This window comes from Mycobacterium sp. ACS4054 (assembly GCF_001667275.1).
Lineage (GTDB): Bacteria > Actinomycetota > Actinomycetes > Mycobacteriales > Mycobacteriaceae > Mycobacterium.
In genome coordinates, this window is the sequence record NZ_LZHV01000018.1 from 48,425 (window position 1) to 72,388 (window position 23,964).

The following is a 23,964-nucleotide window of genomic DNA, read 5'->3' on the forward strand; positions in this document are numbered from 1 at the left end:
TCTCCGTTCGTTGAGCGCTCAAAACTTTTCTAGACAGTAGTCCATTAAATTCGTGGCGGATACCGGCGGACCGGTCGCGGTGACGCGGGCAGAATGACTGGCTGATGACACAACGCGAAGACGTCCAGTTCCCGTCCGGGGGCGATCTGATCAGTGCCTGGCTCTACCGGCCGCCGGGCAGCGGGCCCGCGCCGCTGCTGGTGATGGCGCACGGCCTCGCCGGGGTGCGGACCATGCGACTGGACGCCTACGCCGAACGCTTCAGCGCGGCCGGCTACGCCTGCCTGGTGTTCGACTACCGCAACTTCGGCGACAGCGAGGGCCGCCCACGCCAACTGCTCGACATCGGGCTGCAACTCGCCGACTGGGCCGCGGCCGTCGCCTACGCCCGCACCATCCCCGGAATCGACACCTCTCGAATCGCGTTGTGGGGCACGTCTTTTAGCGGCGGCCATGTGATCGCCACGGCGGCCTCCTACCCCGACATCGCCGCCGCCGTGGTGCAATGCCCCTTCACCGACGCCAGGGCGTCGATAGGAACGCTGAACCCGCTGATCTTCATGCGCGTAGGCGTGCTGGCCGCCCGCGACCTGCTCGCCGCGCGGCGCGGGAAAGCACCGGTGATGATTCCCGCGGTGGGGCGACCGGGCGAGGTGGCGCTGATGACCACACCCGACGCGTACCCGGGCTTTTTGCGACTGGTGCCCGACGGCGCGGACATCCCTTCGGACGTGGCGGCCCGGATCGCGTTGAAGATCATGACCTATCGGCCCGGGCGCCGCACCCCCGACATCGGCTGTCCGATCCTGTTCTGCGTGTGCGAGGCCGACTCGGTGGCCCCCGCGGCGGCGACGCTGCGGCACGCTGCCAAGGCCCCGCACGGGGAGATCAAGCTATATCCCGAGGGACATTTCGCGATCTACGTCGACGAGGCCTTCGACCGCGTGGTGGCCGACCAGCTCGCCTTCCTGGACAAGCACCTGAAAATCTAGGGCCCGAGCGGTGAACTCGTGCGGATCCCCTCATCCCGGATCAGGCCGCGCAGTAGCGCGGTGCTGAATTCGGCGGCGATCTCCTTGGCGCTGCGACGGCCACTCGGCCGCAACCACCGGTAGGCGCCGAGCGTCATGCCGATGTAGCCGAGCGCCAGGACGTGCGAATCGCACTGGTAGAACTCGCCGCTGGCGATGCCGCGATCGATGAGCCCGTGGACGTGCTCGTAGACCTGGGTTTCCTTCTCCCGGACCGCGGCGACCTGCTCCTCGGTGAACCACTCGGTGATGTAGGGCGCCTCCTGGAAGTAGACGGCGGCCCGCTCCGGGTTGGCCGCGATGCCGGTGAGCAGGCGGACCGTGTACTGGTAGAGCGCCTCACGGGCCGTCCAGGAGGGATCGTCGTGAACGGCGGCCAGCGTGCCCTCGGCGGCCTGCTGATAGATGTCGTAGAGGATCAGCGACTTGCTGGCGTAGTAATGGTAGACGGTCGCCTTGTTCAGGCCGATCACGTCGGCGACGTCATCCATCCGGGTGCCGTGGTAGCCGCGGGCGGCGAAGAGCTTGGTGGCAACGGCCAGCAATTCCTCGCGCCGGGTCAGTCCGTTCTCGGATGGCATTTGTACTCGCAATCGTCACTGCCGGGCGGACGCTGGGGTGCCGGGCAAGCCCAATTATCAATCAACTGGTTGGACAGTTTAGGCAAACGCCGGGTGTCACCCCGACGAGGATGGGATTAGACTCGCCTGAAGAAAGCTCAAGTCGCGACTGGAGGGGTGTCTTCATGGATCCGAGCCCGGACTATGACATGAGCGACGAGATCGAGTTCTTCTTCCGCTACGTCCCGTGGGGCCTGCGCGGCGTCGTCGACGGCAACGGCTACCCGCCGCCGGCGTACCCGCCGGTCTAGGCCCTTTTAAAGCGCCTTGAGTTCCTCGGCGACCTCGGTCACCGACTTCTTCGCGTCCCCGAACAGCATCGTCGTCCCGTCGGCGTAGAACAGCGGGTTGTCGATCCCCGCGAACCCCGAGTTCATCGACCGCTTGAGCACGATCACCGACTTGGCCTTGTCCACGTTCAGGATGGGCATGCCGTAGATCGGGCTGGATTGCTCGTTGCGGGCCGCCGGGTTGGTGACGTCGTTGGCGCCGATGACGATCGCGACGTCGGTGCGCGCGAACTCGTCGTTGATGTCGTCCATGTCCTTCATCGCGTCGTAATCCACCTCGGCCTCGGCCAGCAGCACGTTCATGTGCCCGGGCATCCGGCCGGCGACCGGGTGGATCGCGTATTTCACCGGCACGCCCTTGTCCTCCAGCAGCGACGCCATGTCCTTGACCGCATGCTGCGCCTGCGCGACGGCCAGCCCATAGCCGGGCACCACGATCACCTGGTTGGCGTAGGCCATCTGGATGGCCGCGTCGGCGGCCGACGTCGCCTTGACGTGCTTGTCGCCGCCCCCGTCGGCGCTGGGCGCCACCCCTCCGCCGCCGAAGCCGCCGGCGACGATCGCGGGAATCGAGCGGTTCATCGCCTTGGCCATCAGGTTGGTCAGGATCGAGCCGGACGCGCCGACGATCATGCCGGCCACGATCATCGCGGTGTTGTTCAGCGCCAGGCCGGCCGCCGCGGCCGACAACCCGGTCATCGCGTTGAGCAGCGAGATCACCACCGGCATGTCGGCGCCGCCGATGGGCAGCACCACCATCAGGCCGAGCACACCGGCGGCGGCCAGCAGGCCGACCATCCACCACAGCGACACCCCACCCGTGCCGGGATGCGCGCCCAGGCCGATGACCACCGCCGCCGCCACCGCCGCGACGAGCAGCAGCACGTTGATCGGTTGCTGGGCCTTGCCGAAGCCGATCGGTGATCCCGAGATGATCTCCTGCAGCTTGCCGAACGCGATGATCGAACCCCAGAACGAGATCGACCCGATGATCGCGGCGAACAGCGAGGCCACCACGATGTGCACGGTCGGCGACTCGCCGTGCTGGAACGCCGAAAAGCCGCTCGTCTCAATGAATTCCGCCAGCGCGATCAGTGCCACCGTGCCGCCGCCCACGCCGTTGAAGAACGCCACCAGCTGCGGCATCGCGGTCATCTTGGTCAACCGCGCCGGCGGGACGCCGAGCAGCACGCCCACCACCAGGCCGGCGATGATCAGCACCCACGACTCGGTGTGCCGGATCTTGATCAGCGTCGCCGTCACGGCCAGCGCCATGCCGACCGCGGCGATCAGGTTGCCCCGCACCGCGGTCTTGGGCCCGGTCAGGCCCATCAAGCCGTAGATGAAAAGGGCGAACGAAACGATGTAGAGGACGGTGACGAGGTAGTTCATTTCGCCGCCAGATCCTCGGTCTTGACGGGCGCCACCTTCTTCTTGCCCTTGAACATGCCGAGCATCCGGTCGGTGACGATGAAACCGCCGATGACGTTCAGCGTGCCGAACACCACCGCGACGAACAGGATGATCTGAACCGCAAGCGACGGGTGCTCGACCTCGCCGAACACCACCAGGGCGCCGAGCACCACGATGCCGTGAATGGCGTTGGTGCCCGACATCAGCGGGGTGTGCAGCGTGTTGGGCACTTTGGAGATGACCGCGAACCCGACGAACCCGGACAGCACCAGGATCGCCAGATTGGCCAACAGCTCGTCGTACATGTCTAGGTTCCTTCTCGAGTGACGCAGGACGCCGCGATCACTTCGTCGTCGAAGTCGGGGGCCAGTTTGCCGTCGGTGATCAACAGGTCCAGGAGCGCCGTGATGTTCTTGCTGTAGAGCTCGCTGGCGTGCTCGGGCATGGTCGCCGGCAGGTTCAGCGGCGAGGCGATGGTCACGTCGTGCTTGACGACGGTCTGTCCGGGTTCGGTGAGTTCGCAGTTGCCCCCGGTCTCCCCCGCCAGGTCGACCACCACGCTGCCGGGCTTCATCGACTCCACCGCCGCGGCGGTCACCAGGCGCGGCGCGGGCCGCCCGGGCACCAGCGCGGTGGTGATCACCACGTCGAATCCGGCGATCGCCTTCTCCAGCGACTCCTGCTGCTGGGCGCGCTCGGCTTCGGTGAGTTCGCGGGCGTAGCCGCCCTCGCCGGCCGCGTCGATCCCGAGGTCCAGCCACTGCGCGCCCACCGAGCGGACCTGGTCGGCGACCTCCGGGCGCACGTCGTACCCGGAGGTGCGCGCGCCCAGCCGCTTGGCCGTGGCCAGCGCCTGCAGGCCGGCCACGCCGACGCCCAGGACCAGCACGCTGGCCGGCTTCACGGTGCCCGCCGCGGTCGTCAGCATGGGGAAGAACCGGGTCGACTCGGACGCGGCCAGCAGCACGGCCTTATAGCCGGCGACGTTGGCCTGCGACGACAGCGCGTCCATGACCTGGGCGCGCGAGATCCGCGGGATGGCCTCCAGCGCGAACGCCTGCACGCCGGCCTCGGTGAGCGCGCCGATCGAGTTGTCGGCGTTGCGCGGGGCCAGGAACCCGATCAGGGTCTGGCCGTTGCGCAGCTTGGCGACCTCTTCCTTGGTCGGCGGCGCCACCTTCACGACGATGTCCGCCGACCAGGCGTCCCCGATGCTGGCGCCGGCCTCGGTGTAGAGCTGGTCGGGAAGCAACGCGCCTTCGCCCGCTCCCGACTCGACCACCACCGCGACTCCGCTGCTGATCAGCGACGCGACCGCCTTGGGCACCAGCGCGACGCGCCGTTCGTCGGCCGCGGACTCGGCGACCACCCCTACCGTCGTCTGCGCATCTGTCATGGCGCGTACATCTGCTTTCCCGCACTTTCCTGCCGTTTGACTGTGCCGCTGGCTGGCCGCACGCTTCGCTACCTTAACGCCTGCCGGATTTCGGCCCGGCCGTGCGATGGACCGGGGCCCGATACCCCCGGCGCGGCCGTCCAACTCATCGATGGTTCGCTACCCGCGGCGCGCGCAGTACCGCCCGCCGAGTTGTGGAGTCACACGCCGGCGTTGTGGCCGTGCCGCTACCAGAGCGGGATGTCCCGGCCGTGCTCCGCCGGCGGGCGGGGCCCGAAGTAGCGGCGCTCGGACTCGTCGATGCGCACGTCGTTGATGCTGGCCTCGCGGCGGGCCATCAAGCCCGACGGGGTGAACTCCCACAGCTCGTTGCCGTAGCTGCGGTACCACTGGCCGGCCTCGTCGCGGCATTCGTATTGAAAGCGCACGGCGATGACGTTGTCGTGGAAGTCCCACAAGCTTTTTCGCAACGCGTAGTCGAGCTCGCGCTGCCATTTGCGGGTCAGAAACGCCACGATCTCCTCGCGCCCGACGACGTGTTCGTCGCGGTTGCGCCATTGGGAGTCGGGCGTGTACGCCAGGCTCACCTGGTGCGGGTCGCGGGTGTTCCAGGCGTCCTCGGCGGCCTGCACCTTCTGCAGCGCCGTCTCGCGGGTGAACGGGGGGAAGGGCGGGCGGGATTCGCTCATGGCTTCCATGGTGCGCGACGGGAATCGCGACCGCCCGCCACACCGCGAGACTGAAACCACGCCCACCCTTCACGGCGTGTCATGTGCGAGGTTTCAGTGTCGCGAAGGTGAACCATTGAGCCTCGCCATGTGGGCCGTCCTGACACGTGTCCTATCGTGACGGTCATGGACTTCGCGATGTCGGCCAAAGCCAACGACTACCACAAGCGACTGTCCGACTTCATGACCGAGTACGTCTTTCCGGCCGAGGCCGAATACGACAAGTACCGGCACGAGGCCGGCGCAGACGATCACACCGTCCCGCCGGTCATCGAGCGGCTGAAGGCCAAGGCCAAAGAGCAAGGCCTGTGGAACCTGTTCCTGCCCGCCGAGTCCGGCCTGACCAACCTCGAGTACGCACCGCTGGCCGAGCTCACCGGCTGGAGCCTGGAGATCGCGCCCGAGGCGCTCAACTGCGCGGCGCCCGACACCGGCAACATGGAGACGTTGCACCTGTTCGCCACCGAGGAGCAGCGCAAGCAGTGGCTGGAGCCGTTGCTGAACGGCGAAATTCGCAGCGCCTTCTCCATGACCGAGCCGGCGGTCGCCAGCAGCGACGCGCGCAACATCGAGACCTCCATCGTGCGCGACGGCGGCGACTACGTGATCAACGGCCGCAAGTGGTGGACCTCGGGCGCGGCGGACCCCCGCTGCAAGATCCTGATCGTGATGGGCCGCACCAACCCCGAGGCGGCCAGCCACCAGCAGCAGTCGATGGTGCTGGTGCCCATCGACACCCCGGGCGTGACCGTGGTTCGGTCGACGACCGTCTTCGGCTACCAGGACCAGCCCGGACACTGCGAGATCATCTACGACAACGTCCGGGTACCGGTCACCAACCTGCTCGGCGAAGAGGGCGGGGGCTTCGCGATCGCCCAGGCCCGGCTCGGTCCCGGCCGAATCCACCACTGCATGCGCGCGCTCGGCGGCGCCGAGCGCGCGCTGGCCCTGATGGTGGACCGGGCCCGCAACCGGGTTGCATTCGGCCGGCCGCTGGCCGAGCAGGGCGTGGTGCGCGAGGCAATCGCCAAGTCGCGCAACGAGATCGACCAGGCCCGGCTGCTGTGCGAGAAGGCGGCGTGGACCATCGACCAGCACGGCAACCGCGCCGCTCACCTGCTGGTCTCGCAGATCAAGGCGGTGGCGCCCCAGGTGGCCTGCGATGTCATCGACCGCGCGATCCAGGTGCACGGCGCCGCCGGCGTCAGCGAGGACACCGTGCTGGCCCGGTCCTACGGCTGGCATCGGGCCATGCGCCTGTTCGACGGCCCCGACGAGGTGCACATGCGGACCATCGCGCGCGCCGAGATCGGCCGGGAGAAATCCCCGCTCGCCGCGGCGGTCACCGCACATGACTGAAACCCTGCGGGAGCTGTCCGGCGCGTGGAACTTTCGCGATGTCGCCGACGAGACGCCGGGGCTTCGGCCCGGCCGGCTGTTCCGGTCCGGTGAGCTGAGCCGGCTCGACGACGAGGGCCGTGCGACGCTGCGCGAGTTGGGTATCACCGACGTCGCCGACTTGCGCGCCGCCCGCGAGGTGGCCCGCCGCGGCCCCGGCCTGGTTCCCGACGGCGTCCAGATCCACCTGTTGCCCTTTCCCGACCTGGGCGACGAGGAGCCGAGCGAGGACGAGGCGCCACACGAAACCGCGTTTCGGCGGCTGTTCGAGAACGATCCCGACCAATCCGACGAAGAGGTCAACGCGGCCGCCGTCCGCCACATGATCGACGAGTACCGGCAATTCCCGTTTCGTAACGGGGCGCAACGCGCTGTGGCGCATGTCTTTTCGTTGCTGGCGGCCGGGCGTCCGGTGCTCACCCACTGCTTCGCGGGCAAGGACCGCACCGGCTTCGTGATCGCCACGGTGCTGGAAACGGTCGGCGTCGATCGCGACACCATCGTCGCCGACTACCTGCGCAGCAACGCCGCGGTACCCCAGCTGCGGGACCACATCTACGAGATGATCCAGCAGCGTTCCGACGTCGAACTGACCCCGGAGGTCGTCACGTTCACCAAGGCGCGGCTCGCCGACGGTGTGCTCGGGGTGCGCCCGGAGTATCTGGCCGCCGCGCGCCAAGCGATCGACGAGGCGCACGGCTCGCTCGACGCGTACCTGCGGGACGCGGGCATTGCGCAGGCGGATGTGGACCGCCTGCGCAACGAACTGCTTGTCTGACCGCTACCCGAGCTTGAAGTTGGCCGGCTGGGCCGCCGAGAGGTCGTCGATCTGCGACCAGTGCGAGGCGACGTCCTCGACCGTCGGCGGCTTGTCGAAGTTGGCGCCCTCGTTCTGGAACAGCGCCACCCGCTGCACCTTCCCGCCGCCGACGACGAAAACCGAAGCGGTGTTGGGGTTTTCCTCGGTGCACAGGTAGGCCACCACCGGCGCGACGTACTCGGGCGTCAGCTTCTCGAGCACCTCCTTGGGGAGGATGTCCTCGGTCATCCGGGTGGCCGCGATCGGGGCGACGGCGTTGGCGTGGATGTTGTACTTCGCGCCCTCCTGCGCCAGCGTGTTGATCATGCCGACCAGGCCGAGCTTGGCGGCGCCGTAGTTGGTCTGCCCGAAGTTGCCGAACAGGCCGCTGGTGGAGGTGGCGACGACGACCCGACCGTAGCTCTGCTCGCGGAAGTGCGGCCACGCGGCGCGCAGCACGTTGTACCCGCCGTACAGGTGCACCTTGAGCACGGCGTCCCAGTTCTCGTAGGTCATCTTGTGGAAGGTGCCGTCGCGCAGGATGCCGGCGTTGCTCACCACCCCGTGCACGGCGCCGAACTCGTCGAGCGCCGTCTTGATGATGTTCTCGGCGCCCTCGGGGTCGGCGACGCTGTCGTAGTTGGCGGCCGCCCGGCCACCCGCGTCCTTGATCTCCTTGACCACCTCGTCGGCCATGTTGTGGCCGGCACCGGTACCGTCACGCGCGCCGCCGAGGTCGTTCACGATGACGCTGGCGCCTTCGGCGGCGAGGGTGAGGGCGTATTCGCGGCCCAGCCCTCCGCCGGCTCCGGTGACGACGATGACGCGATCCTGCACTCCGGGCATAAGGTTCCTCTCTAATTGTGAAAAGTACTGCCTAGCAAGTGATTCGAATGATCAGAACATCCTGCGGGCCATCTTGAAGGCGCGCTCGGTGTACGGCGGGTAGATGAAGCTGGACAGGTCGGGCCGGGTGGGCTTGGTGAGCACCGACTTGCGGTGGCTGAACTCCTCGAAGCCGTACCGGCCGTGGTAGGCGCCCATCCCCGACGCGCCCACACCGCCGAACGGCAGCTTGGCCGTCGACACCTGGAAGGCCAAGTGGTTGACCAGCATGCCGCCGGCCGGCACCTCCTTGATCACCCGCTCGCGGGTCTCCCGCGTCTTGGTGAACAGGTAGGCCGACAGCGGCTTGGGCCGCGCGTTGATGAAACGTATTGCGTCGTCCAGTGATTGGACCGTCACCACCGGCAGCACCGGTCCGAAGATCTCGTTCTGCATCAACGGGCCGTTCGGGTCGGGGTCGAGGACGACGGCGGGCTGGATGCGCAGGCTCGCCGCGTCGCACGCCCCGCCGACGGCCACCTTGCCGTCCCCGCTGGCGAGATAGCCGCTGATCCGGTCGAATTGGCGCTGGTTGACGATCCGCATCCCGTTGGGCTTGTCCGAGGTGAACTTCGTGATGGCGGCGCCGATCTTGCTCACCAGTTCGTCGCGAATCTTGGCGTCCGCCAACACATAATCGGGGGCCACGCAGGTCTGTCCGGCGTTCAGCAGCTTCATCCAGGCGATGCGCTTGGCCGCGACGTCCACGTCGGCGTCGGCCGCCACGATCACCGGGCTCTTGCCGCCGAGCTCCAGCGTGCACGGGGTCAGGTGCGGCGCGGCGCCCTCGTAGACCTTGCGACCGATCTCGGTGCCACCGGTGAACAGCAGGCGGTCCAGCCCCTGCGCGATCAGCTCCTGGCTGACCGAACCGTCGCCCTCGACCACCGCGATCGCGTCGCTGTCGAGGTAGCGGGGCACCAGCTCGGCCATCAGGTGCGCGGACGCCGCGGCGATCTCCGAGGGCTTGAGGATCACGGCGTTGCCCGCCGCGATGGCGCCGACGGCGGGGCCCAGGGTCAGGTAGAACGGGTAGTTCCACGCGCCGATGATCAGCACGGTGCCGTACGGCTCGTATTCGATCCAGCCGCGGCCGGGCAGCTGCGGCACCTCGAGCAGCTGGTAGCGGCGGCGCGTCCACCTGCGCACCCGCTTGGCCGCGTACTTGGCCTCGCCGGCCGTGGTGGCGATGTCGGCGATGAACGCCTCGAACGGGCTGCGGTCCAGGTCCTCGGCGAGAGCGTCGGCGATGGCCGCCTCGTTCTCCTCCATCAGCTTGGCCAGTTGCAGCAGTTGCCGCTTGCGCCACTCGATGTCGCGGGTGCGCCCGGTGGCGAAGGTCTTGCGGAGCCGGGCCACCGTGGCGGGAACGTCGACCTGCTGCGCGGTCGGCGCGCCATTGGTGACGGATGTCTTGGGTGTAACCGATTCGGTGGTCATCGTTGTCCTTCCCCTGCTTCGGTCATCCCGAGGGGCGCCCGCCGCTGGTCGCGCAAGCGCTCATGGGTGATAACCGCGATCCTAACCATCCGGTTGGGAGAGCAGTAGAAAGGATCTGGCTGCGGCAGCTCAGGGTTTGGTGGCGGTCACATAGGTGACCACAAACGGCCGGCCCTCGGGCTGCGGGTCGCGTCCCAGCCGGAGCGCCTCTTCGTGCCCGTCCACCACCCCGGTGCTCCAGCCGTGCGCCGTGAACCAGTCCGCACAGTCGGGCCGCTCCCCGTCCTCGAACCACAAGTCGAACGGGTTGAACGAGATGTCTTGGCCGCGCGCCGCGCGCTTGGCGCGCAGTTCGGCGAACCTCGCCTCGGCTTCCCGGCGCTTGGCCGGGTCGATGCCGAAGTTCTCCACCGAGACCCGGCTGCCCGACGCGCTCAGCCCGTCGATCGCGACGAACAACCGTTCTTGCGCCGCGGCCGGCAGGAACGGCAACAACCCTTCGGCCAGCCACGCCGTCGGCTGGCCGGCATCAAAACCCTTGTCGCGCAACGCCCGTGGCCAGTCGTGGCGCAGGTCGGCGGGTACCGGCCGGAGGTCGGCGGCCGGCGTGGCGCCGTAGTCGGCGAGCGTCCCGGTCTTGTACTCGAGCACCTTGGGCAGATCGATCTCGTACACGACGGTGCCGGCCGGCCAATCCAGCCGGTAGGCGCGCGAATCGAGCCCGGCGGCCAGCAGCACCACCTGCCGGATGCCGGCCTGGGCGGCCGCGGCGAAGTACGCATCGAAGAAATGGGTCCGCACCGCCTGGGAGTCGATCATGTTCTGGGCGCGGACCGAATAGTCCCCGTCTCCCGGGTCGTCATCGCCGTCCGGTTCCGTCCACCACGCGGCCACCTGCTCACGGACTCCGGCCAGTTCGGGCGTGGAGACCAGCGGCTCGGCGAACGGGTCGCGGATGAGTGGTTGGTCGCTGGCGGTCTCGGCGGCGCGGGCCAGGGCGACCATCACGGCGGTCGCTCCGACGCTGGTGGCGATGTCCCAGGAGTCGTCCGCGGTGCGCGGCATCTACAACCGCTCGGCGATCACGAAGTCGGAGAACGCGTCCTTGTCGTCGGTCATCGGGACGTTCTCGATGAGGCGGCCCAGCCGGCGCATCGCGTCGATCGAGTGCTCCGCCGTCGCGCGCCAGCCGTGTTCGTTGAGCCACTCCGCGACGTCCGCGCGGTTGTCGTCGCGGTACATCAGCTCGCCGACGTCGACGGTCTCCTCCAGGCCGATCTCGTCGGCCACCTTCCTGAAGCGTTCCCGCATCAGCTGGCGCCGCTCTTCGACGTGGTTGGGAGCGGTTTCGGCCGAGACCCGGCTGCCGGCCGGGCTCAGCTCGCCGATCAGGGTGAAGAGCCGGTCCTGGGCCTCGGCCGGCAGGTACATCAGCAACCCCTCGGCCAGCCATGCGGTGCGCTGCGTCGGGTCGAAGCCCGCGGCGCGCAGCGCGGCCGGCCAGTCCTGCCGCAGGTCGATGGCCACCTCGCGGCGCTCCGCCGACGGGGTCGCGCCGTTTTCGGCCAGGGTGGTGGCCTTGTACGCCAGCACCTCGGGCTGGTCCAGCTCGTACACCGTGGTGCCGGCCGGCCAATCCAGGCGGTAGGCGCGCGAGTCCAGGCCCGAGGCCAGGATCACCACCTGCCGGATCCCGGCGGCGATGGCGTCTTTGAAGTAGTTGTCGAAGAAGTGCGTGCGCACCGCCTGATAGCTGCGCATGTGCTCGAGGTGCGCCGCGGAGTCGGCATCGAGGGCCTCGATTTTGGCCGCCACCTCGGGGTCGAGCATGTGCTCCCACAACACCCCGGCGCCGGCGTTGGTGACCAGCAGTTTGGCGTACGGATCGCGGATGAGGGCGTCGGGCCGCTCGGTTTCCACCGCCCGGGCGGCGGCCACCATCACCGCGGTGCTGCCGACACTGGTCTTGATGTCCCAGGTGTCATCGTGCGTGCGCAATGAGCTCATCGAGTTGCTCCTTGGGTATGGAAGTCAGTCGGTCGGCTCCCCGAGACGCGCCCGCAGCAGCACGCTGCGCACCGCTTCCTCGGTGAGGTCTTCGGGTACCGGGCGGCCCAGCCGGGCCATCTCCTCGCGGTTGTCCACGATCTGCACCTGCCAGCCGTGGTCGGCCAGCCATTGGGCCGCGTCGGAACGGTCCGGCTCGTGATATGTCAGCGCCTGGACGTTGACGTCCAGGCCGAGCCGCTCGCGCATCCGCTGCCAGCGCGCCGAATTGCTTCGCGAGTTCATCCCGAACGCCTCGATGGCCACCTGGCTGCCCGGGGCGCTGAGCGCGGTGAACATTTCGAACAGCCGGTCCTGCGCGTCGCTCGGCAGGTAGGGCAGCAAGCCCTCGGCCAGCCAGGCGGTCGGTTGCGCGCGGTCGAATCCCGCGGCGGCCAGGGCCGCCGGCCAGTCTTCGCGCAGGTCGACCGGAACGGGGCGGCGGTGGGCGCTCGGGGCCGCCCCATGCTGCTGCAGGACGCCCGCCTTGTACTCCAGCACCTTGGGCTGGTCGATCTCGTACACCGCGGTGCCGGCCGGCCAGTCGAGGCGGTAGGCCCTCGAGTCCAGGCCGGCGGCCAGGATGACCACCTGCCGGATGCCGGCCCGGGCGGCGCTGTCGAAGTACTCGTCGAAGAAGTGGGTGCGCACGGCCTGGTAGTCGATGCCGATGCGGTGCGCGCGCCGCCCGTGGTCGTCACCCTCGAGCCAGCCCAGTTCGGGATCGGCGAGCCGGGCCCATGCCGGGCCGGCGGACGCGACCAATATCGGCGCGAACTCGTCGCGGATCAGCGGGTCGCTCCCGGCGGTCTCGGCCGCGCGTGCCGCCGCGACGCCCAGGGCGGTGGCACCGACGAGTTCGGTGATGGCCCAGCTGTCGCCGGCGGATCTCAAGGAGGGCGGTAACGACGCGTCCAGATCAGTCATGACCCGACCATGTTACCGGGATAAGTTAGTTAGCCTATACGCTTTGTGCGCAACTTCACTGCCCGCCGTGGGCCTAGGCGTTAGACCGCCGAAACGCGCCCTCGAGGAGCCGCTGCATCATTCCGGTGATGGACAACAGGGCGTCGGGACCTTGAACGAAGCCCGCGTACAGACCCACCCCGCACATCAGCACGAGCAGCGCCTCGATCAACGCCGGCGCATCGACGTCGGCGGGGACCTCGCCGCGCTCGATCCCATCGTTGACGACGCGCACGAGGAATTCTCGGCAGATCCGCACGGAGTCGTTTTCGGTGGTGTTCCATTCCGGGTGCCGCTGCGACTCGAGAACACCGGTGATGATCAGTGCCGACCCGGCGGGATTCGCACTATTGGCGCGCACCGCCGCGGTGATGAACGCCGTCAGCTGACCCGCCAGGGTCGTTTCCCGGTCCGCCTCTTTGATCCCGACGCCGATGACGGCTTCGTTGGTCTGGTCCAGTACTTCGCGATACAGCACGCGCTTACTGGAGAAGTAATGGTTGATCGCCGGCCGGGTCAGATCGGCGCGGGCCGCGATCGCCTGGAAAGTCGCGCCGTCGTAGCCACGTTCGCTGAACACCAGGCGGGCGGCCTGCATGATTCGCTGTCGCGTCTCGTCCGCCTTCGCGGCAGGGGGGCGTCCTGGCCTGCGGCTCACCCCTGACGACATCGTTAAAGTGTGCCATCGCCCCGGTGTGGCATTAGCGCGTTTGGCGGAATGCTGCCGAATTTGCCGGCCTGATAGTCCTGCACCGCCTCGACCAATTCCGCCCGCGAGTTCATCACGAAAGGCCCGTAATGGAATACGGGCTCGCGAATGGGTTGGCCGCCCAGCAGCAGCACGTCCATCGCCGTCGTCCGCGACGACTCCTGCACTCGATTGGCGCCCAGGGTGATTCGGTCACCGGGGCCGAGCACCGCCAATTGGCCCGCGCGAATCGGGTGAGCGACCGGGCCGACGTATCCGCCGCCGGACAACACGTATACCAACGCGTTGAAATCGCGGCGCCACGGCAGGCTGAGCCGGCCGCCGTTTTCAATCGTGGCGTGCGCGAGCGTGATCGGCGTGTGGGTGAGGCCCGGACCCCGGTGACCGTCGACCTCGCCGGCGATGATGCGGACCAGCGCCCCGCCGTCGTCGGAGGCGATCAGCCTCGCGTCGGTGCCCTCGATGGCCTGATAACGGGGCGGTGCGAACTTGTTTCGCTTGGGCAGGTTCACCCACAGCTGGATGCCGTGAAAGAGGCCGCCGCTCTCGACCAGTTCGGCGGGCGGCGTCTCGATGTGCAGGATCCCCGACCCGGCGGTCATCCACTGGGTCGCACCGTCGGTGATCAGGCCGCCACCACCGTGGGAGTCCTGGTGGGCGAACTTGCCGTCGATCATGTAGGTGACCGTCTCGAAGCCGCGGTGCGGGTGCCAGTCCGTGCCCCTCGGCTCGCCCGGCTCGTAGTCCACCTCACCCATCTGATCCATGTGCACGAAGGGATCCAGGGCCGCGGCGCTCACCCCGGCGAAGGCGCCGACGACGGGAAAGCCCTCGCCCTCGTAGCCTCGCGGCCCGGTGGTGATCGACCGCACGGGGCGCTCGGTGTCGGTGGGACCGGCGGCGCCGACGCGTGGCAACGTCAGCGTGTTCGCGGTGATGGCGGGCATGTGACCTCCGTGAGTTTGAACTACCCGTATAACCGGACCGCGGTCCAGTTATTCCCCCGCGGGGCCGCCGTGGCGCTGCATAAGATGACTTGGTGCTTGCGGAACCCGCGCCGTGACCGAACAAGCGGACGGCGAACCACAGCCCACCGAGGCTCCGGTGGCGTCGGCTCCCGGGGCGGGCGGGCGATTCGGGGCGTCGATCAGGAAGTCCGGCTACCTGCAGAAGTGGTTGCTGCTGGGCGTCACGATCGGTTTCGTCGCCGGCCTGGGAGCAGTCATCTTCTACCTGGGGCTGAAGTACACCGGCGAGTTTCTGCTCGGCTACCTGGGCGGCTACCACATCCCGACACCTGTGGGCGAGGGCGGCGGCCGGGGTGACCCCGGGTTTCACCGCGCGTGGGCGATCCCGTTGGTGACGACGGGAGGGGCGTTGCTCTCGGCGTTTTTGGTCGCCAAGTTCGCCCCCGAGGCCACGGGCCACGGCACGGACCAAGCGATCGAGGCCGTGCACGGCGATCCACGTGCCATCCGCTTCCGGGCCGTGCTGGTGAAGATGGTGGCCAGCGCCCTGACGATCGGGTCGGGCGGTTCGGCCGGCCGCGAGGGGCCGACGGCCCAGATCTCGGCCGGCTTCTGCTCCTTGCTCGCGCGGCGGCTTCACCTGTCCGACGAGGACGGCCGGATCGCGGTGGCGCTGGGCATCGGCGCCGGCATCGGGGCGATCTTCGCGGCGCCGCTCGGCGGGGCGGTGGTGGCGGCGTCGATCACCTACCGCGACGACTTCGACTATCGCTGCCTGTTGCCCGGGTTCATCACGTCCGGCACGGCCTACGCCGTACTCGGCGCCTTCCTCGGTTTCGATCCGCTGTTCGGGTACATCGACGCCGAGTACCGCTTCGAGCGGGCGTGGCCGCTGCTGTGGTTTGTGGTCATCGGCCTGGCCGCCTTCGCGGTCGGCTACCTCTACGCCCGCACCTTCCACGCCGCGGTGCGGCTCACCCGGCGGCTGCCGGGCGGCCCGGTGCTCAAACCGGCGATCGGCGGACTGCTGGTCGGACTCCTGGGCCTGGTGATTCCCCAGATCCTCAGCAGCGGCTACGGCTGGGCGCAGCTGGCGGCCGACCGCCGGTCCCTGCTGGCCATCCCGTTGTGGATCGTCGTCGTGCTGCCGATCGCGAAGATCGTGGCCACGTCGCTGTCGATCGGTACCGGTGGATCCGGCGGGCTGTTCGGGCCCGGGATCGTGATCGGCGCCTTCGTCGGGGCGGCCGTGTGGCGGCTCGGCGAGGGCCTGACGCTGCCGGGCGTACCGCACGAGCCCGGCGTGTTCGTCGTCGTCGGGATGATGACGTGCTTCGGCAGCGTCGCGCGGGCGCCGCTCGCCATCATGATCATGGTCGCCGAGATGACCGGTTCGTTCTCGGTGGTGCCCGGGGCGATTCTGTCCGTGGGCATCGCGGCGTTGTTGATGTCGCGCACCAACGTCACGATCTACGAGGCGCAGCGCCTGAACCGCGAGACCGCCGCAGACGAGCGCGACGGCCGGGTTGAGGACTGCCGCTAGGACTCGCGGGCGCTGCTGGCGGCGTCCTTCTCGGTGCTCGAGCCCTGGTGGGTCAGCTTCCCGCCCGCGCTCTCCAGGTGCGCCCGAACGAACCACTGGAACTTCTCCAGGTTCCCGGCCTGGTCGATCAACAGGTCCTGGGTGACGGGGTCGAGCTCCTCGGTCTCCTCGATGTACTTGCGGATGTCCTCGATCACGCCGGTGTAGACCAGGTCGAGCGCGGCCAGATGGGCCTGGACGGTGTCGCGGCCGACCGAATAGTCGTCCCAGGTGCGGTCTTTGATGATCGCCCCGGGCGTGCCCTGCGGTGATCCGCCGAGGGCCGCGATGCGTTCGGCGACGTCGTCGGCGAAGCCGCGAACCGCCTCCACCTGCGGGTCGATCATCTCGTGAACACCAATGAAGTTGGGCCCCACCACGTTCCAGTGCACATGCTTCAGCGTCAAGTGAAGATCGTTGTACGTGCTCAGTTGTTTCTGCAGCAGTTCGGTCAGCCGCGCTCCCTGTTTGTCGGTGAGCCCCGGGATGGTGAACTGTGTCATCGATTTCCTCCGTTTTCACACGTCTTTGGGGATGGGTTACCCGATGGCCGTTGCTGAAAACGCGGCCCCGGCGAGGCCATGACCACGTTTAGAGCTCGCTGATGCGTTGCACCGGTAACCGGGCGCCGCGGCGCGGTTCGTACGCCAGCCCGCTGGCCTCCAGCAACCGCACTACCCGGTGGCGGTGCGGCCGCATGGGCTCGAGCAGCTCGACCATGCCGGCGTCGTCGACGGGGCGGCCGACCAGCGTCCAGCCGATCATCTTGCGAACGTGGTAGTCACCCACCGACAAGGCGTCGGCGTCCCCGAACGCCCGCTGCGCCGTTTCGGCGGCGGTCCACTCCCCCACCCCGGGCAACGACATCAACGCCTCGCGCGCCCGCGCGGGCGTGCGGGATGCCAGCCGTTCCAGCGAGCCGGCGCGCCGCGCCCCCCCCCCCCCGGTCCGCGCGCGCCCCGGGTCGACGTTGGCGCGATGGAACTCCCACGAGGGAATGTGCCGCCAGACCTCGGCCGACGGCGGCACCCGCATCCGCGCGGGCGCCGGTCCCGGCGCCGGTGAGCCGTACTCGGACACCAGCACGCGCCACGACCGGAACGCGTCGGCGCCGGGCACCCGCTGCTCGATGATCGCGGGGATCAGCGCCTCCAGCACCAGCCCGGTGCGGCCCAGGCGCAGGTGCGGGACGCGCCGGTGCGCCGCGGCGACGGTGGGGTCCGACGGCACGAAATCCGACGCGTCGTCCTCGAGGCCCAGCAGCGCGGGAAGCCGTTCGACGAACTCCTGCGCGCCGTTGCCCCACGCCACGCAATGGGCGGCGTTTGCGGCGGCGCGGCTGATCCGGGCGGTGACGGGCCCGGTCGGCAGCAGGCTGGTCCGCCAGATCGCGCCGTCGCCGGACGCCTGGAAGCAGGGGTCACCGGACCCGCGGCGAAGCGGCGCCAACGTGTGCCCGAAACTGACCGCCCCGGGGAACGTGACCGTGCGCTCGCTCTCCACCGACCAACTCTCCGATTGACCGTTAACGATGTGCCAAGTCAATATTGCGATGTGATGACGCCGTTCGATGACCCGCAGGGCGAACTGGCTTGGATGTTCCTACAGAGTACGAGCGATGGCGGCGACCTGGACGAGGGCTTCACGCTGCTCAGTGACGACTTCACCTACTGGACGCTGTTGACGCGCACCTCCTGCGACAAGCAAACCTTCCGCCGGGCGATCGAGCGACGCAAACGCGAGCTCGAGCTGACCATCGACCTGGTGCGCTGCGTCAACGAGGGCGAGACGGTGGTGGTCGAGGCGCAGGCCACCGGCACCACCACCGGCGGCGTCGAGTACGACAGCCCGTTCGTCTGCATCTTCGACACCCGCGACGGGCTGATCGTCTCGATGCGGGTGTACAGCGACACCCAGGCGCACGAGGCCGCGCTGCCCGGCTGGACCTGCTAGGACGGCGACACGCTGATTTCGGCCTTGTTCGGGTAGAACGCGACATGCCCGGCGATCTCGGCGACCGCGGGATAGGGCTGCTCGTAGGTCCAGATCACGTCCTCGACGGTGTCGCCTGCCGAGCTGGTCACGCTGTAGTAGCTGGCGTCGCCCTTGAAGGGGCAGTGCGTGCTGGTGTCGGTGCGGGTCAGCCGGTCCTGTGCCACGTCGCTCATCGGAATGTATTGCACCGCAGGCAAAGTGGCCTCGCGCAGTTCCAGGGCGGCCGTCGTGTCGGCGACCAGCTCGCCGTTGACGCGTACCTGGACCCGGCCCCTGGTCGGCTCGATGGTGATCGGGTGGCCGGCGTTGGGTTCCTTGATTTCGGGGTGGCTCATGATCTCCTCCTAGACGCCAATGAGGCTTTCAACGCGGGCCGGCGCCCGAGACTTCCCGATCGGCCTTATTCGGGTTGCGCGGCCGGGCTGGCCTTTCGCGGGGTGCGCATGGCGGCCCAGAACCGGGCCGCCTCGCGAATCGATTCCTCGACCGGGCGCGGCTGCCAGCCCAATTCGCGCTTCGCCTTGCTGCTGTCGACCTCGGCCTCGGCGCGCATCATCCGCACCGACGTCAGGCTGAGTTCGGCGTCCTTGCCGGTGAGCCGCGCCTTGAGAGTGCCGGCCGCGGCCAGGGCGTAGAGCATCGGGACGGAGATCGACCGTTGCGGCGGCGGAGTTCCCGCCTCGTCGGCGGCGATGCGCACGACGTCGTTCAGCGCGATCATGCGATCGGACACCAGGTATCGCTCACCGATGCGCCCGCGCTCGGCGGCCAGGATCATGGCCCGCGCGGCGTCGTCGACGCCGACGACCTCCAGCTGGATGCCGTTCATCAGGAAGGGCAGCTTGCCGAACACGGCGCCGGCGATGAAGGCGCCGTGCGGGGTGCCGCCCCAGTCCCCGCTGCCGTAGGTGGTCGACACGCACATCGCGACGGCGGGCAACCCGGCCTCGGTGACGTAGCGCATCACCAGATTCTCGGCCTGCACCCGCGATTGGACGTAGGGGGTCAGCTTGCGGGATCGGATCACGTCCTCTTCGGTCGCGACGTGCCCGTGCCGACGGCCCACCGTGGCGTAGGTGCTCGTGAAGACGAACCTGCGGAGCTCCGGTTGGTTGACGGCGACATCGAGGACGTTGCGCAGGCCGTCGACGTTGGTGCGGAACAGTGGCGCCGGGTCGCGCAACCAGGCGCGGGTGTCCACGACGCAGTAATAGACGTCGTCGACGCCGTCCATCGCCTCGCGCAGGGTGGCGTCGTCGAAAACGTCGCCGTGGAAGCGGGTCAGCTCGAGGTCGTCGATGGAGCGGGTGTTGGCGTTGGGGCGCACCATGGCCCGCACCTGCGCGCCGTCGGCGACGAGCTGGCGGGTGACGTGGGAACCCAGAAAGCCGTTGGCGCCGATGACCAGCTTGGGTTTGGTGCTCACTTACGATCCTCCGTATTGCTGCATCCAGCGCTCGGCGTCCTCGTCGAGCGTGCCCAGCGCCTGCGCCTTGCGGCACCACTTCATCCCCGCGCGCATGAAGCGCAGCGGGTTGTAGATGTCTTCTTCACGGCTCCACTGGCCGTCGCCCGCGTAGGTGATGATCGTGATGTTGGTGGCGCTGATGACGCTGCCGTCGCCCGGGTCGCGCATCGGGTTGTCCAGTTCGAGGATGACCCGCCCGGTGGGCTCGTCGATGACCGACCACAGCGTCGGGAAGGCGACCATGTGGCTGCCCGGGAAGGTCGTCATCGTCTGCTTGATCCACTCGCGGACTTCATCGCGGCCCCGCATGGTGCCTGCCGCGTGCTCGACGTATTCGACGTCGGGGGTGTACTGCTCGACCCAGGCGTCCCAGTCCCGGGTTTCGGCGGCCCGGGCAACCGTTGCCTCGAATTTCTCGAAGGCGGCGGACAGTTCACTGCGGGAGAACGAAGGGGTGGTCATGGTGCGCCACTTCCCGAAATCGTCGCGACGTTGCGGCTCATCGGCGGAGTGTAGCCTGGGCGGCACCGAGGCGGGTGAGGAGGACGAGCGATGGCAACCCAAAAGGCGATACTTGCCGGCGGCTGTTTCTGGGGGATGCAAGAACTCATCCGCAAGCAGCCGGGCGTGGTCTCGACCCGGGTCGGCTACACCGGCGGCGAGGTCCCGCACGCGACCTACCGCAATCACGGCACGCACGCCGAGGCCGTCGAGATCGTCTACGACCCGGCGGTCACCGACTATCGGACCATCCTGGAATTCTTTTTCCAGATTCACGATCCGACGACCAAGGACCGCCAGGGCAACGACCGTGGAGCCAGTTACCGGTCAGCCATCTTCTACCTCGACGAGGAGCAGAAGCGAATCGCACTGGACACCATCGCCGACGTCGAGGCGTCCGGGCTGTGGCCCGGGAAGGTGGTGACCGAGGTCAGCCCCGCCGGAGATTTCTGGGAAGCCGAACCCGAGCACCAGGACTATCTGCAGCACTACCCGAACGGGTACACCTGCCACTACATCCGCCCGGGCTGGAAACTCCCGCGCCGGGCCACCGCGGACCAGTAGGCCTACCGGCTCAGCGCCGATGCACCACGATCCGCCCGCCGTCCTTGGGCGTGTAGGCCACGCCCCGGCCGTGCCACCGCTCACCCGGTGCCGTCGTGGTCTCAATGGCGAACTCGCGCAACACCGTTCGGAGCACGACGTCCATCTCCATGTTGGCGAACGCCGCCCCGACGCAGCGGCGGGTGCCGCCGCCGAAGGGTATCCACGCGAACGCCGACGGCTTGGTCCCGACGTAGCGTTGCGGGTCGAAGCGCTCCGGATCTTCGAAGACGTCCGGGTTTTCGTGAATCTGGGCGATGCTCACCAGGATTGACTCACCGCGGGGAATGACCCACTCGCCGAGTTGGTAGCGCGCCGGGTAGACCCGCCGGGCGGCGAAATCGATGACCGTCCGCGCCCGTTGGACTTCCAGGATGGTCGCCTGGCGCAGATCTTGGCCGCCCTCGTCGGCCTCCGCGACCAGCGCCGCCAGCACGTCCGGATGCCGCGTCAGCCGCTCGAACGCCCAGCCCAGCGTGGAGGCCGTTGTCTCGTGGCCGGCCGCCAGCAGCGTGAGCAATTCGTCGCCGATGTCCTTGCGGGACATGGCCGAACCGTCTTCGTAGGTGCTGCGCAGCATCAACGCGAGCACGTCGCTGCGCTCGTCGAAGTGCGGGTCGGCCCGCTCGGATTCGATCAGCCTGTCGATGACGCCGTCGTACTGGCGGCGCCACTCATCCAGCCGCCCCCATGGCGTGAAGCGGCCGTAGCTGCGTTGCGGTTTGGGCATCGTCGCCATCCGCGAGCCCAGCGTGACCCACGGCGGGATGAGCCGGCGCAGCTCGTCGAGTTCGGCGCCTTCGGCCCCGAACACGGCGCGCAGGATCGCGTTGAGCGTGATGTGCATCATCGACGGCAGCGTCGCGAAAGGCTCGCCCTCGGGCCAGGTGGCGGTCTCCCGCAACGTCTCCTCTTCGATGATCGCCTCGTACTTCTTCATGCTCTTGCCGTGAAACGGCGGGGCCAGCAACCGCCGCCGCCGGCGGTGGTCCTCCCCGTCGAGCGCGAACACCGAGCCGGAGCCGAACAACCGGCTCAGGTTGGGCTGGATGTTGCCGAGCTCGTCGGGGCTGGTGGTGAAGATCTGCTTGGCCAGCTGCGGGTCGGCGACCACCACGACCCGGCCATAGATGGGCAGGTTCAGCGTGAAGACGTCGCCGTGACGGCGGGCCAGCCGCTTGATCATCCCCCGCCGTGACACGGCAAAACCCAGCCCCTGCAACACCTTTGGCAGCCGGGTTGCCGGCGGCATCCGGACGGCGGCGGCCGACGCTGGGGCGGTGACGACTTCACTCATGGCGGGCTGCTCCCCGTATCTGACCCGGAACCGGGCTGGTACCGCGGTGTACCAAATCCTTTCGGAATACGGTACTCTGTGGTACCAAACCTGACAAGGGTGCTCTCCCTACGGAAAGGGGCGCCGGCGTGACCCCAGCGGCGACGGCAACGCCTGACGAGGTGGTGCGGGGCGATCCGTTTCGGCTGCGGTTGCTCGACGGCCTGGCCGCCTCGATCGCCGAGCGCGGTTACCGCGCCAGCACGGTCGCCGACATCGTGCGCAACGCGCGCACCTCCAAGCGCACCTTCTACGACCAGTTCGCCAGCAAGGAAGAGTGCTTCCTGGAGCTGTTGCGCGCCGACATCGAGGAACTCGGCGAGAGCATCGCCGACGCGGTCGACCCCGAGGCCGACTGGCACAAACAGATTCGTCAGGCCGTCGAGGCCTACGTCGCGCACATGGAAGCCCGCCCGGCCATCACCTTGAGCATGATCCGCGAGCTCCCGTCACTGGGCGCCGCCGCCCGCCCCATGCAGCGCCGTGGGCTGCAGCTGCTGTCCAGCCTGCTGATCGACCTCAGCGCCAGCCCCGGCTTCCAGCGCGCCGAGCTGCCCCCGCTGACCGCCCCGTTGGCCGTCATCCTGCTGGGCGGCCTGCGCGAATTGACCGCGCTGGCCGTCGAAGACGGAAAACCGGTGCGGGGCATAGTCGAACCGGCCGTCGACGCCTCGATAGCCCTGCTCGGCCCGCGGCACTGAGCGGGCTAGGCTCGACCGCAGACCCTCAACGAGACGGAGGACCTCGCGATGCGGCTATCGACGCGAAACCAGCTCAAAGGAACCATCACCGAGGTCAACCTCGGCACCGTGATGGCGATCGTGAAGGTCAAGCTGGACGGCGGCGACCAGATCGTCACATCCTCCGTCACCAAGGACGCCGCCACCGATCTCGGGCTCGAGGTCGGCCAACCCGCGACGGTGTTCATCAAGTCCACGGAAGTCACCATCGGCGTCGAGTAGCCCTGCGGGGGCCTACTTTTCGGCCCGTAGGAAGCGCCGCACCCGGTCGAGCACCAGCTCCGGGCGCTGGTCGATGATCCAGTGCCCGACGCCGTCGACCAGCTCCACCTCGAAATCGCTGATGTGATCGGCATATCCGTCGGTGAGGTCGGGGGTGATCACCGGGTCCTCGGTGCCCGTCAGCCACCGGACGGGGACGTCCACCCGGGCGTCGTCGTACTCGCCGCGCATCCAGCGCAGCATCTCGCCGCTCTGGAAGCTGCGATACCAGCGGGAGCCCGCCTCCGCGTGGCCGGGCTGGCGCATGCACTCGGCGTAGATGCGCAGGTCGTCCTCCGGCAACGCGAAACCGCCACCCACCCATGACCCGAGCAGGCGGCTCGACCGCGAGTTGAGATTGCCGATCATCCGCGGCCCGACGACCGGCAACGAGATCGGGATCTGATACCAGAGCCGCCAAAAGTTGCGTGCCGCACGCAGATCGCGCTTCACCCAGGGCGCCACCGTGTTGACCCCGAAGAACCCGCTCACCTTCTCCGGGTGGCGCAGCATCATGATGAACGCGGCCGGTCCGCCCCAGTCGTGGGCGACGAGCTTGACCGTCGCAACGCCGAGCCGATCCAGGACGGCCGCCAAATCGTCTGCCATCTCGGTCTTGGTGTAACTCGAGCGTGGGGGCGCGGGGCCCCCCGCCCCCCCCCCGGGGGGGGCCCGGCCCCCCCGAACATGCGAAGGCCCCGCCCCCCAGGCCGTCAACCCAACACGAGCGCTACGCGCCCGCGCCCCCCGAACGCGAGAAAAGCACCGCAAACGAACCCTCGCCGCGGC

27 protein-coding genes and 1 pseudogene are annotated in these 23,964 nt (G+C 68.5%); 9 read left to right on the forward strand and 19 right to left on the reverse strand.

The annotated features are described in order from the left end of the window. Nucleotides 1-104 precede the first annotated feature (104 nt). Nucleotides 105-992, forward strand: coding sequence for an alpha/beta hydrolase (locus tag A5730_RS04330; RefSeq protein ID WP_067896126.1), 888 nt, complete (start codon nucleotides 105-107; stop codon nucleotides 990-992). Here A5730_RS04330 and A5730_RS04335 read toward each other — a convergent pair. After that, complete coding sequence (locus tag A5730_RS04335; RefSeq protein WP_055405132.1) at nucleotides 989-1,612, reverse strand: TetR/AcrR family transcriptional regulator; 624 nt, start codon at nucleotides 1,610-1,612, stop codon at nucleotides 989-991. The genes A5730_RS04330 and A5730_RS04335 overlap by 4 nt on opposite strands. 164 nt (nucleotides 1,613-1,776) lie before the next feature. Here A5730_RS04335 and A5730_RS24600 point away from each other — a divergent pair, with 164 nt between their 5' ends. After that, nucleotides 1,777-1,902: a hypothetical protein gene (locus A5730_RS24600; protein WP_156349705.1), complete on the forward strand. Its 126-nt coding sequence runs from the start codon at nucleotides 1,777-1,779 to the stop codon at nucleotides 1,900-1,902. 6 nt (nucleotides 1,903-1,908) lie between these two features. On the opposite strand, the gene A5730_RS04340 is transcribed toward A5730_RS24600, so the two are convergent. The 4 genes from A5730_RS04340 to A5730_RS04355 form a co-directional block, all read right to left on the reverse strand. Further along, nucleotides 1,909-3,333, reverse strand: a complete 1,425-nt coding sequence (locus A5730_RS04340) for an NAD(P)(+) transhydrogenase (Re/Si-specific) subunit beta (protein ID WP_067896129.1) — start codon at nucleotides 3,331-3,333, stop codon at nucleotides 1,909-1,911. Then, the gene (locus A5730_RS04345; protein WP_055405134.1) at nucleotides 3,330-3,659 is read right to left on the reverse strand and encodes an NAD(P) transhydrogenase subunit alpha; all 330 of its coding nucleotides are present in this window, start codon (nucleotides 3,657-3,659) and stop codon (nucleotides 3,330-3,332) included. The genes A5730_RS04340 and A5730_RS04345 overlap by 4 nt, the downstream gene beginning before the upstream one ends. Nucleotides 3,660-3,661: 2 nt before the next feature. Then, nucleotides 3,662-4,750 carry a Re/Si-specific NAD(P)(+) transhydrogenase subunit alpha gene (locus tag A5730_RS04350; RefSeq protein ID WP_055405135.1) on the reverse strand — a complete coding sequence of 363 codons (1,089 nt, stop codon included), beginning with the start codon at nucleotides 4,748-4,750 and terminating at the stop codon, nucleotides 3,662-3,664. Between the two features lie 227 nt (nucleotides 4,751-4,977). Beyond that, complete coding sequence (locus A5730_RS04355) at nucleotides 4,978-5,439, reverse strand: nuclear transport factor 2 family protein (RefSeq protein ID WP_067896195.1); 462 nt, start codon at nucleotides 5,437-5,439, stop codon at nucleotides 4,978-4,980. Between the two features lie 177 nt (nucleotides 5,440-5,616). Here A5730_RS04355 and A5730_RS04360 point away from each other — a divergent pair, with 177 nt between their 5' ends. Further along, nucleotides 5,617-6,837, forward strand: coding sequence for an acyl-CoA dehydrogenase family protein (locus A5730_RS04360; RefSeq protein ID WP_067896198.1), 1,221 nt, complete (start codon nucleotides 5,617-5,619; stop codon nucleotides 6,835-6,837). Then, nucleotides 6,830-7,654, forward strand: coding sequence for a tyrosine-protein phosphatase (locus A5730_RS04365; protein ID WP_067896133.1), 825 nt, complete (start codon nucleotides 6,830-6,832; stop codon nucleotides 7,652-7,654). Before A5730_RS04360 ends, A5730_RS04365 begins: the two co-directional genes overlap by 8 nt. 3 nt (nucleotides 7,655-7,657) lie before the next feature. Here the strand turns inward: A5730_RS04365 and A5730_RS04370 are convergent, their stop codons facing one another. From A5730_RS04370 to A5730_RS04400, 7 genes are all read right to left on the reverse strand, one after another. After that, nucleotides 7,658-8,521 carry an SDR family oxidoreductase gene (locus A5730_RS04370; protein ID WP_067822599.1) on the reverse strand — a complete coding sequence of 288 codons (864 nt, stop codon included), beginning with the start codon at nucleotides 8,519-8,521 and terminating at the stop codon, nucleotides 7,658-7,660. 51 nt (nucleotides 8,522-8,572) lie between these two features. Continuing rightward, on the reverse strand, nucleotides 8,573-10,000 hold the full coding sequence (locus tag A5730_RS04375) for an aldehyde dehydrogenase family protein (RefSeq protein ID WP_067896136.1): 1,428 nt from the start codon (nucleotides 9,998-10,000) through the stop codon (nucleotides 8,573-8,575). A 129-nt stretch (nucleotides 10,001-10,129) separates the two neighbouring features. Next, a complete protein-coding gene (locus A5730_RS04380; RefSeq protein WP_067896139.1) occupies nucleotides 10,130-11,065 on the reverse strand; it encodes an SAM-dependent methyltransferase in 936 nt (311 codons plus the stop codon). Further along, on the reverse strand, nucleotides 11,066-12,007 hold the full coding sequence (locus A5730_RS04385; protein ID WP_067896142.1) for a class I SAM-dependent methyltransferase: 942 nt from the start codon (nucleotides 12,005-12,007) through the stop codon (nucleotides 11,066-11,068). It abuts the gene before it with no gap. Between the two features lie 24 nt (nucleotides 12,008-12,031). Next, on the reverse strand, nucleotides 12,032-12,973 hold the full coding sequence (locus A5730_RS04390) for a class I SAM-dependent methyltransferase (RefSeq protein WP_067896145.1): 942 nt from the start codon (nucleotides 12,971-12,973) through the stop codon (nucleotides 12,032-12,034). A 73-nt stretch (nucleotides 12,974-13,046) separates the two neighbouring features. Beyond that, complete coding sequence (locus A5730_RS04395; RefSeq protein WP_067896148.1) at nucleotides 13,047-13,682, reverse strand: TetR/AcrR family transcriptional regulator; 636 nt, start codon at nucleotides 13,680-13,682, stop codon at nucleotides 13,047-13,049. A 2-nt stretch (nucleotides 13,683-13,684) separates the two neighbouring features. Continuing rightward, on the reverse strand, nucleotides 13,685-14,668 hold the full coding sequence (locus A5730_RS04400; protein ID WP_067896151.1) for a pirin family protein: 984 nt from the start codon (nucleotides 14,666-14,668) through the stop codon (nucleotides 13,685-13,687). A 112-nt stretch (nucleotides 14,669-14,780) separates the two neighbouring features. On the opposite strand from A5730_RS04400, the gene A5730_RS04405 reads away from it, so the two are divergent. Further along, entirely contained in the window at nucleotides 14,781-16,232 is a 1,452-nt protein-coding gene (locus tag A5730_RS04405; protein ID WP_156745681.1) for a chloride channel protein, read from the forward strand. Here the strand turns inward: A5730_RS04405 and dps are convergent. After that, nucleotides 16,229-16,774, reverse strand: coding sequence for a DNA starvation/stationary phase protection protein Dps (dps, locus tag A5730_RS04410; RefSeq protein ID WP_055404639.1), 546 nt, complete (start codon nucleotides 16,772-16,774; stop codon nucleotides 16,229-16,231). The genes A5730_RS04405 and dps overlap by 4 nt on opposite strands. An 88-nt stretch (nucleotides 16,775-16,862) precedes the next feature. Then, a complete protein-coding gene (locus A5730_RS04415; RefSeq protein ID WP_067896153.1) occupies nucleotides 16,863-17,774 on the reverse strand; it encodes a DNA-3-methyladenine glycosylase in 912 nt (303 codons plus the stop codon). A gap of 51 nt (nucleotides 17,775-17,825) precedes the next feature. Here A5730_RS04415 and A5730_RS04420 point away from each other — a divergent pair, with 51 nt between their 5' ends. Beyond that, on the forward strand, nucleotides 17,826-18,224 hold the full coding sequence (locus A5730_RS04420; protein WP_055404637.1) for a nuclear transport factor 2 family protein: 399 nt from the start codon (nucleotides 17,826-17,828) through the stop codon (nucleotides 18,222-18,224). Here the strand turns inward: A5730_RS04420 and A5730_RS04425 are convergent. The 3 genes from A5730_RS04425 to A5730_RS04435 form a co-directional block, all read right to left on the reverse strand. Next, nucleotides 18,221-18,601 carry a DUF427 domain-containing protein gene (locus A5730_RS04425; protein ID WP_067896158.1) on the reverse strand — a complete coding sequence of 127 codons (381 nt, stop codon included), beginning with the start codon at nucleotides 18,599-18,601 and terminating at the stop codon, nucleotides 18,221-18,223. The two genes, A5730_RS04420 and A5730_RS04425, sit on opposite strands and share 4 nt — an antisense overlap. 65 nt (nucleotides 18,602-18,666) lie before the next feature. Further along, nucleotides 18,667-19,692 (reverse strand): NAD-dependent epimerase/dehydratase family protein, encoded by a 1,026-nt coding sequence (locus A5730_RS04430; RefSeq protein WP_067896161.1) that lies wholly within the window; start codon nucleotides 19,690-19,692, stop codon nucleotides 18,667-18,669. After that, entirely contained in the window at nucleotides 19,693-20,196 is a 504-nt protein-coding gene (locus A5730_RS04435; RefSeq protein ID WP_067896164.1) for a nuclear transport factor 2 family protein, read from the reverse strand. 90 nt (nucleotides 20,197-20,286) lie between these two features. Between A5730_RS04435 and msrA the strand changes: the two genes are divergently transcribed. Beyond that, nucleotides 20,287-20,799 (forward strand): peptide-methionine (S)-S-oxide reductase MsrA, encoded by a 513-nt coding sequence (gene msrA / locus A5730_RS04440; RefSeq protein ID WP_067896167.1) that lies wholly within the window; start codon nucleotides 20,287-20,289, stop codon nucleotides 20,797-20,799. A 10-nt stretch (nucleotides 20,800-20,809) separates the two neighbouring features. On the opposite strand, the gene A5730_RS04445 is transcribed toward msrA, so the two are convergent. Continuing rightward, nucleotides 20,810-22,135 carry a cytochrome P450 gene (locus tag A5730_RS04445; RefSeq protein WP_067896170.1) on the reverse strand — a complete coding sequence of 442 codons (1,326 nt, stop codon included), beginning with the start codon at nucleotides 22,133-22,135 and terminating at the stop codon, nucleotides 20,810-20,812. Nucleotides 22,136-22,296: 161 nt separating this feature from the next. Between A5730_RS04445 and A5730_RS04450 the strand changes: the two genes are divergently transcribed. Both A5730_RS04450 and A5730_RS04455 read left to right on the forward strand, forming a co-directional pair. After that, nucleotides 22,297-22,875, forward strand: coding sequence for a TetR/AcrR family transcriptional regulator (locus tag A5730_RS04450; protein WP_156745685.1), 579 nt, complete (start codon nucleotides 22,297-22,299; stop codon nucleotides 22,873-22,875). Nucleotides 22,876-22,923: 48 nt separating this feature from the next. Next, nucleotides 22,924-23,136: a molybdopterin-binding protein gene (locus tag A5730_RS04455; RefSeq protein WP_055404630.1), complete on the forward strand. Its 213-nt coding sequence runs from the start codon at nucleotides 22,924-22,926 to the stop codon at nucleotides 23,134-23,136. A 12-nt stretch (nucleotides 23,137-23,148) separates the two neighbouring features. On the opposite strand, the pseudogene A5730_RS04460 reads toward A5730_RS04455, so the two are convergent. Beyond that, nucleotides 23,149-23,838 (reverse strand): annotated as a pseudogene (locus A5730_RS04460) (alpha/beta fold hydrolase); the annotation flags it as partial. Nucleotides 23,839-23,964 lie beyond the last annotated feature (126 nt).

Coding starts and splice junctions, on each gene's coding strand:
- A5730_RS04330 (WP_067896126.1), top strand. CDS start 105: ATGACACAACGCGAAGACGTCCAGTTCCCGTCCGGGGGCGATCTGATC.
- A5730_RS04335 (WP_055405132.1), bottom strand. CDS start 1,612: ATGCCATCCGAGAACGGACTGACCCGGCGCGAGGAATTGCTGGCCGTT.
- A5730_RS24600 (WP_156349705.1), top strand. CDS start 1,777: ATGGATCCGAGCCCGGACTATGACATGAGCGACGAGATCGAGTTCTTC.
- A5730_RS04340 (WP_067896129.1), bottom strand. CDS start 3,333: ATGAACTACCTCGTCACCGTCCTCTACATCGTTTCGTTCGCCCTTTTC.
- A5730_RS04345 (WP_055405134.1), bottom strand. CDS start 3,659: ATGTACGACGAGCTGTTGGCCAATCTGGCGATCCTGGTGCTGTCCGGG.
- A5730_RS04350 (WP_055405135.1), bottom strand. CDS start 4,750: ATGACAGATGCGCAGACGACGGTAGGGGTGGTCGCCGAGTCCGCGGCC.
- A5730_RS04355 (WP_067896195.1), bottom strand. CDS start 5,439: ATGAGCGAATCCCGCCCGCCCTTCCCCCCGTTCACCCGCGAGACGGCG.
- A5730_RS04360 (WP_067896198.1), top strand. CDS start 5,617: ATGTCGGCCAAAGCCAACGACTACCACAAGCGACTGTCCGACTTCATG.
- A5730_RS04365 (WP_067896133.1), top strand. CDS start 6,830: ATGACTGAAACCCTGCGGGAGCTGTCCGGCGCGTGGAACTTTCGCGAT.
- A5730_RS04370 (WP_067822599.1), bottom strand. CDS start 8,521: ATGCCCGGAGTGCAGGATCGCGTCATCGTCGTCACCGGAGCCGGCGGA.
- A5730_RS04375 (WP_067896136.1), bottom strand. CDS start 10,000: ATGACCACCGAATCGGTTACACCCAAGACATCCGTCACCAATGGCGCG.
- A5730_RS04380 (WP_067896139.1), bottom strand. CDS start 11,065: ATGCCGCGCACCGCGGACGACTCCTGGGACATCGCCACCAGCGTCGGA.
- A5730_RS04385 (WP_067896142.1), bottom strand. CDS start 12,007: ATGAGCTCATTGCGCACGCACGATGACACCTGGGACATCAAGACCAGT.
- A5730_RS04390 (WP_067896145.1), bottom strand. CDS start 12,973: ATGACTGATCTGGACGCGTCGTTACCGCCCTCCTTGAGATCCGCCGGC.
- A5730_RS04395 (WP_067896148.1), bottom strand. CDS start 13,682: ATGTCGTCAGGGGTGAGCCGCAGGCCAGGACGCCCCCCTGCCGCGAAG.
- A5730_RS04400 (WP_067896151.1), bottom strand. CDS start 14,668: ATGCCCGCCATCACCGCGAACACGCTGACGTTGCCACGCGTCGGCGCC.
- dps (WP_055404639.1), bottom strand. CDS start 16,774: ATGACACAGTTCACCATCCCGGGGCTCACCGACAAACAGGGAGCGCGG.
- A5730_RS04425 (WP_067896158.1), bottom strand. CDS start 18,601: ATGAGCCACCCCGAAATCAAGGAACCCAACGCCGGCCACCCGATCACC.
- A5730_RS04435 (WP_067896164.1), bottom strand. CDS start 20,196: ATGACCACCCCTTCGTTCTCCCGCAGTGAACTGTCCGCCGCCTTCGAG.
- msrA (WP_067896167.1), top strand. CDS start 20,287: ATGGCAACCCAAAAGGCGATACTTGCCGGCGGCTGTTTCTGGGGGATG.
- A5730_RS04445 (WP_067896170.1), bottom strand. CDS start 22,135: ATGAGTGAAGTCGTCACCGCCCCAGCGTCGGCCGCCGCCGTCCGGATG.
- A5730_RS04455 (WP_055404630.1), top strand. CDS start 22,924: ATGCGGCTATCGACGCGAAACCAGCTCAAAGGAACCATCACCGAGGTC.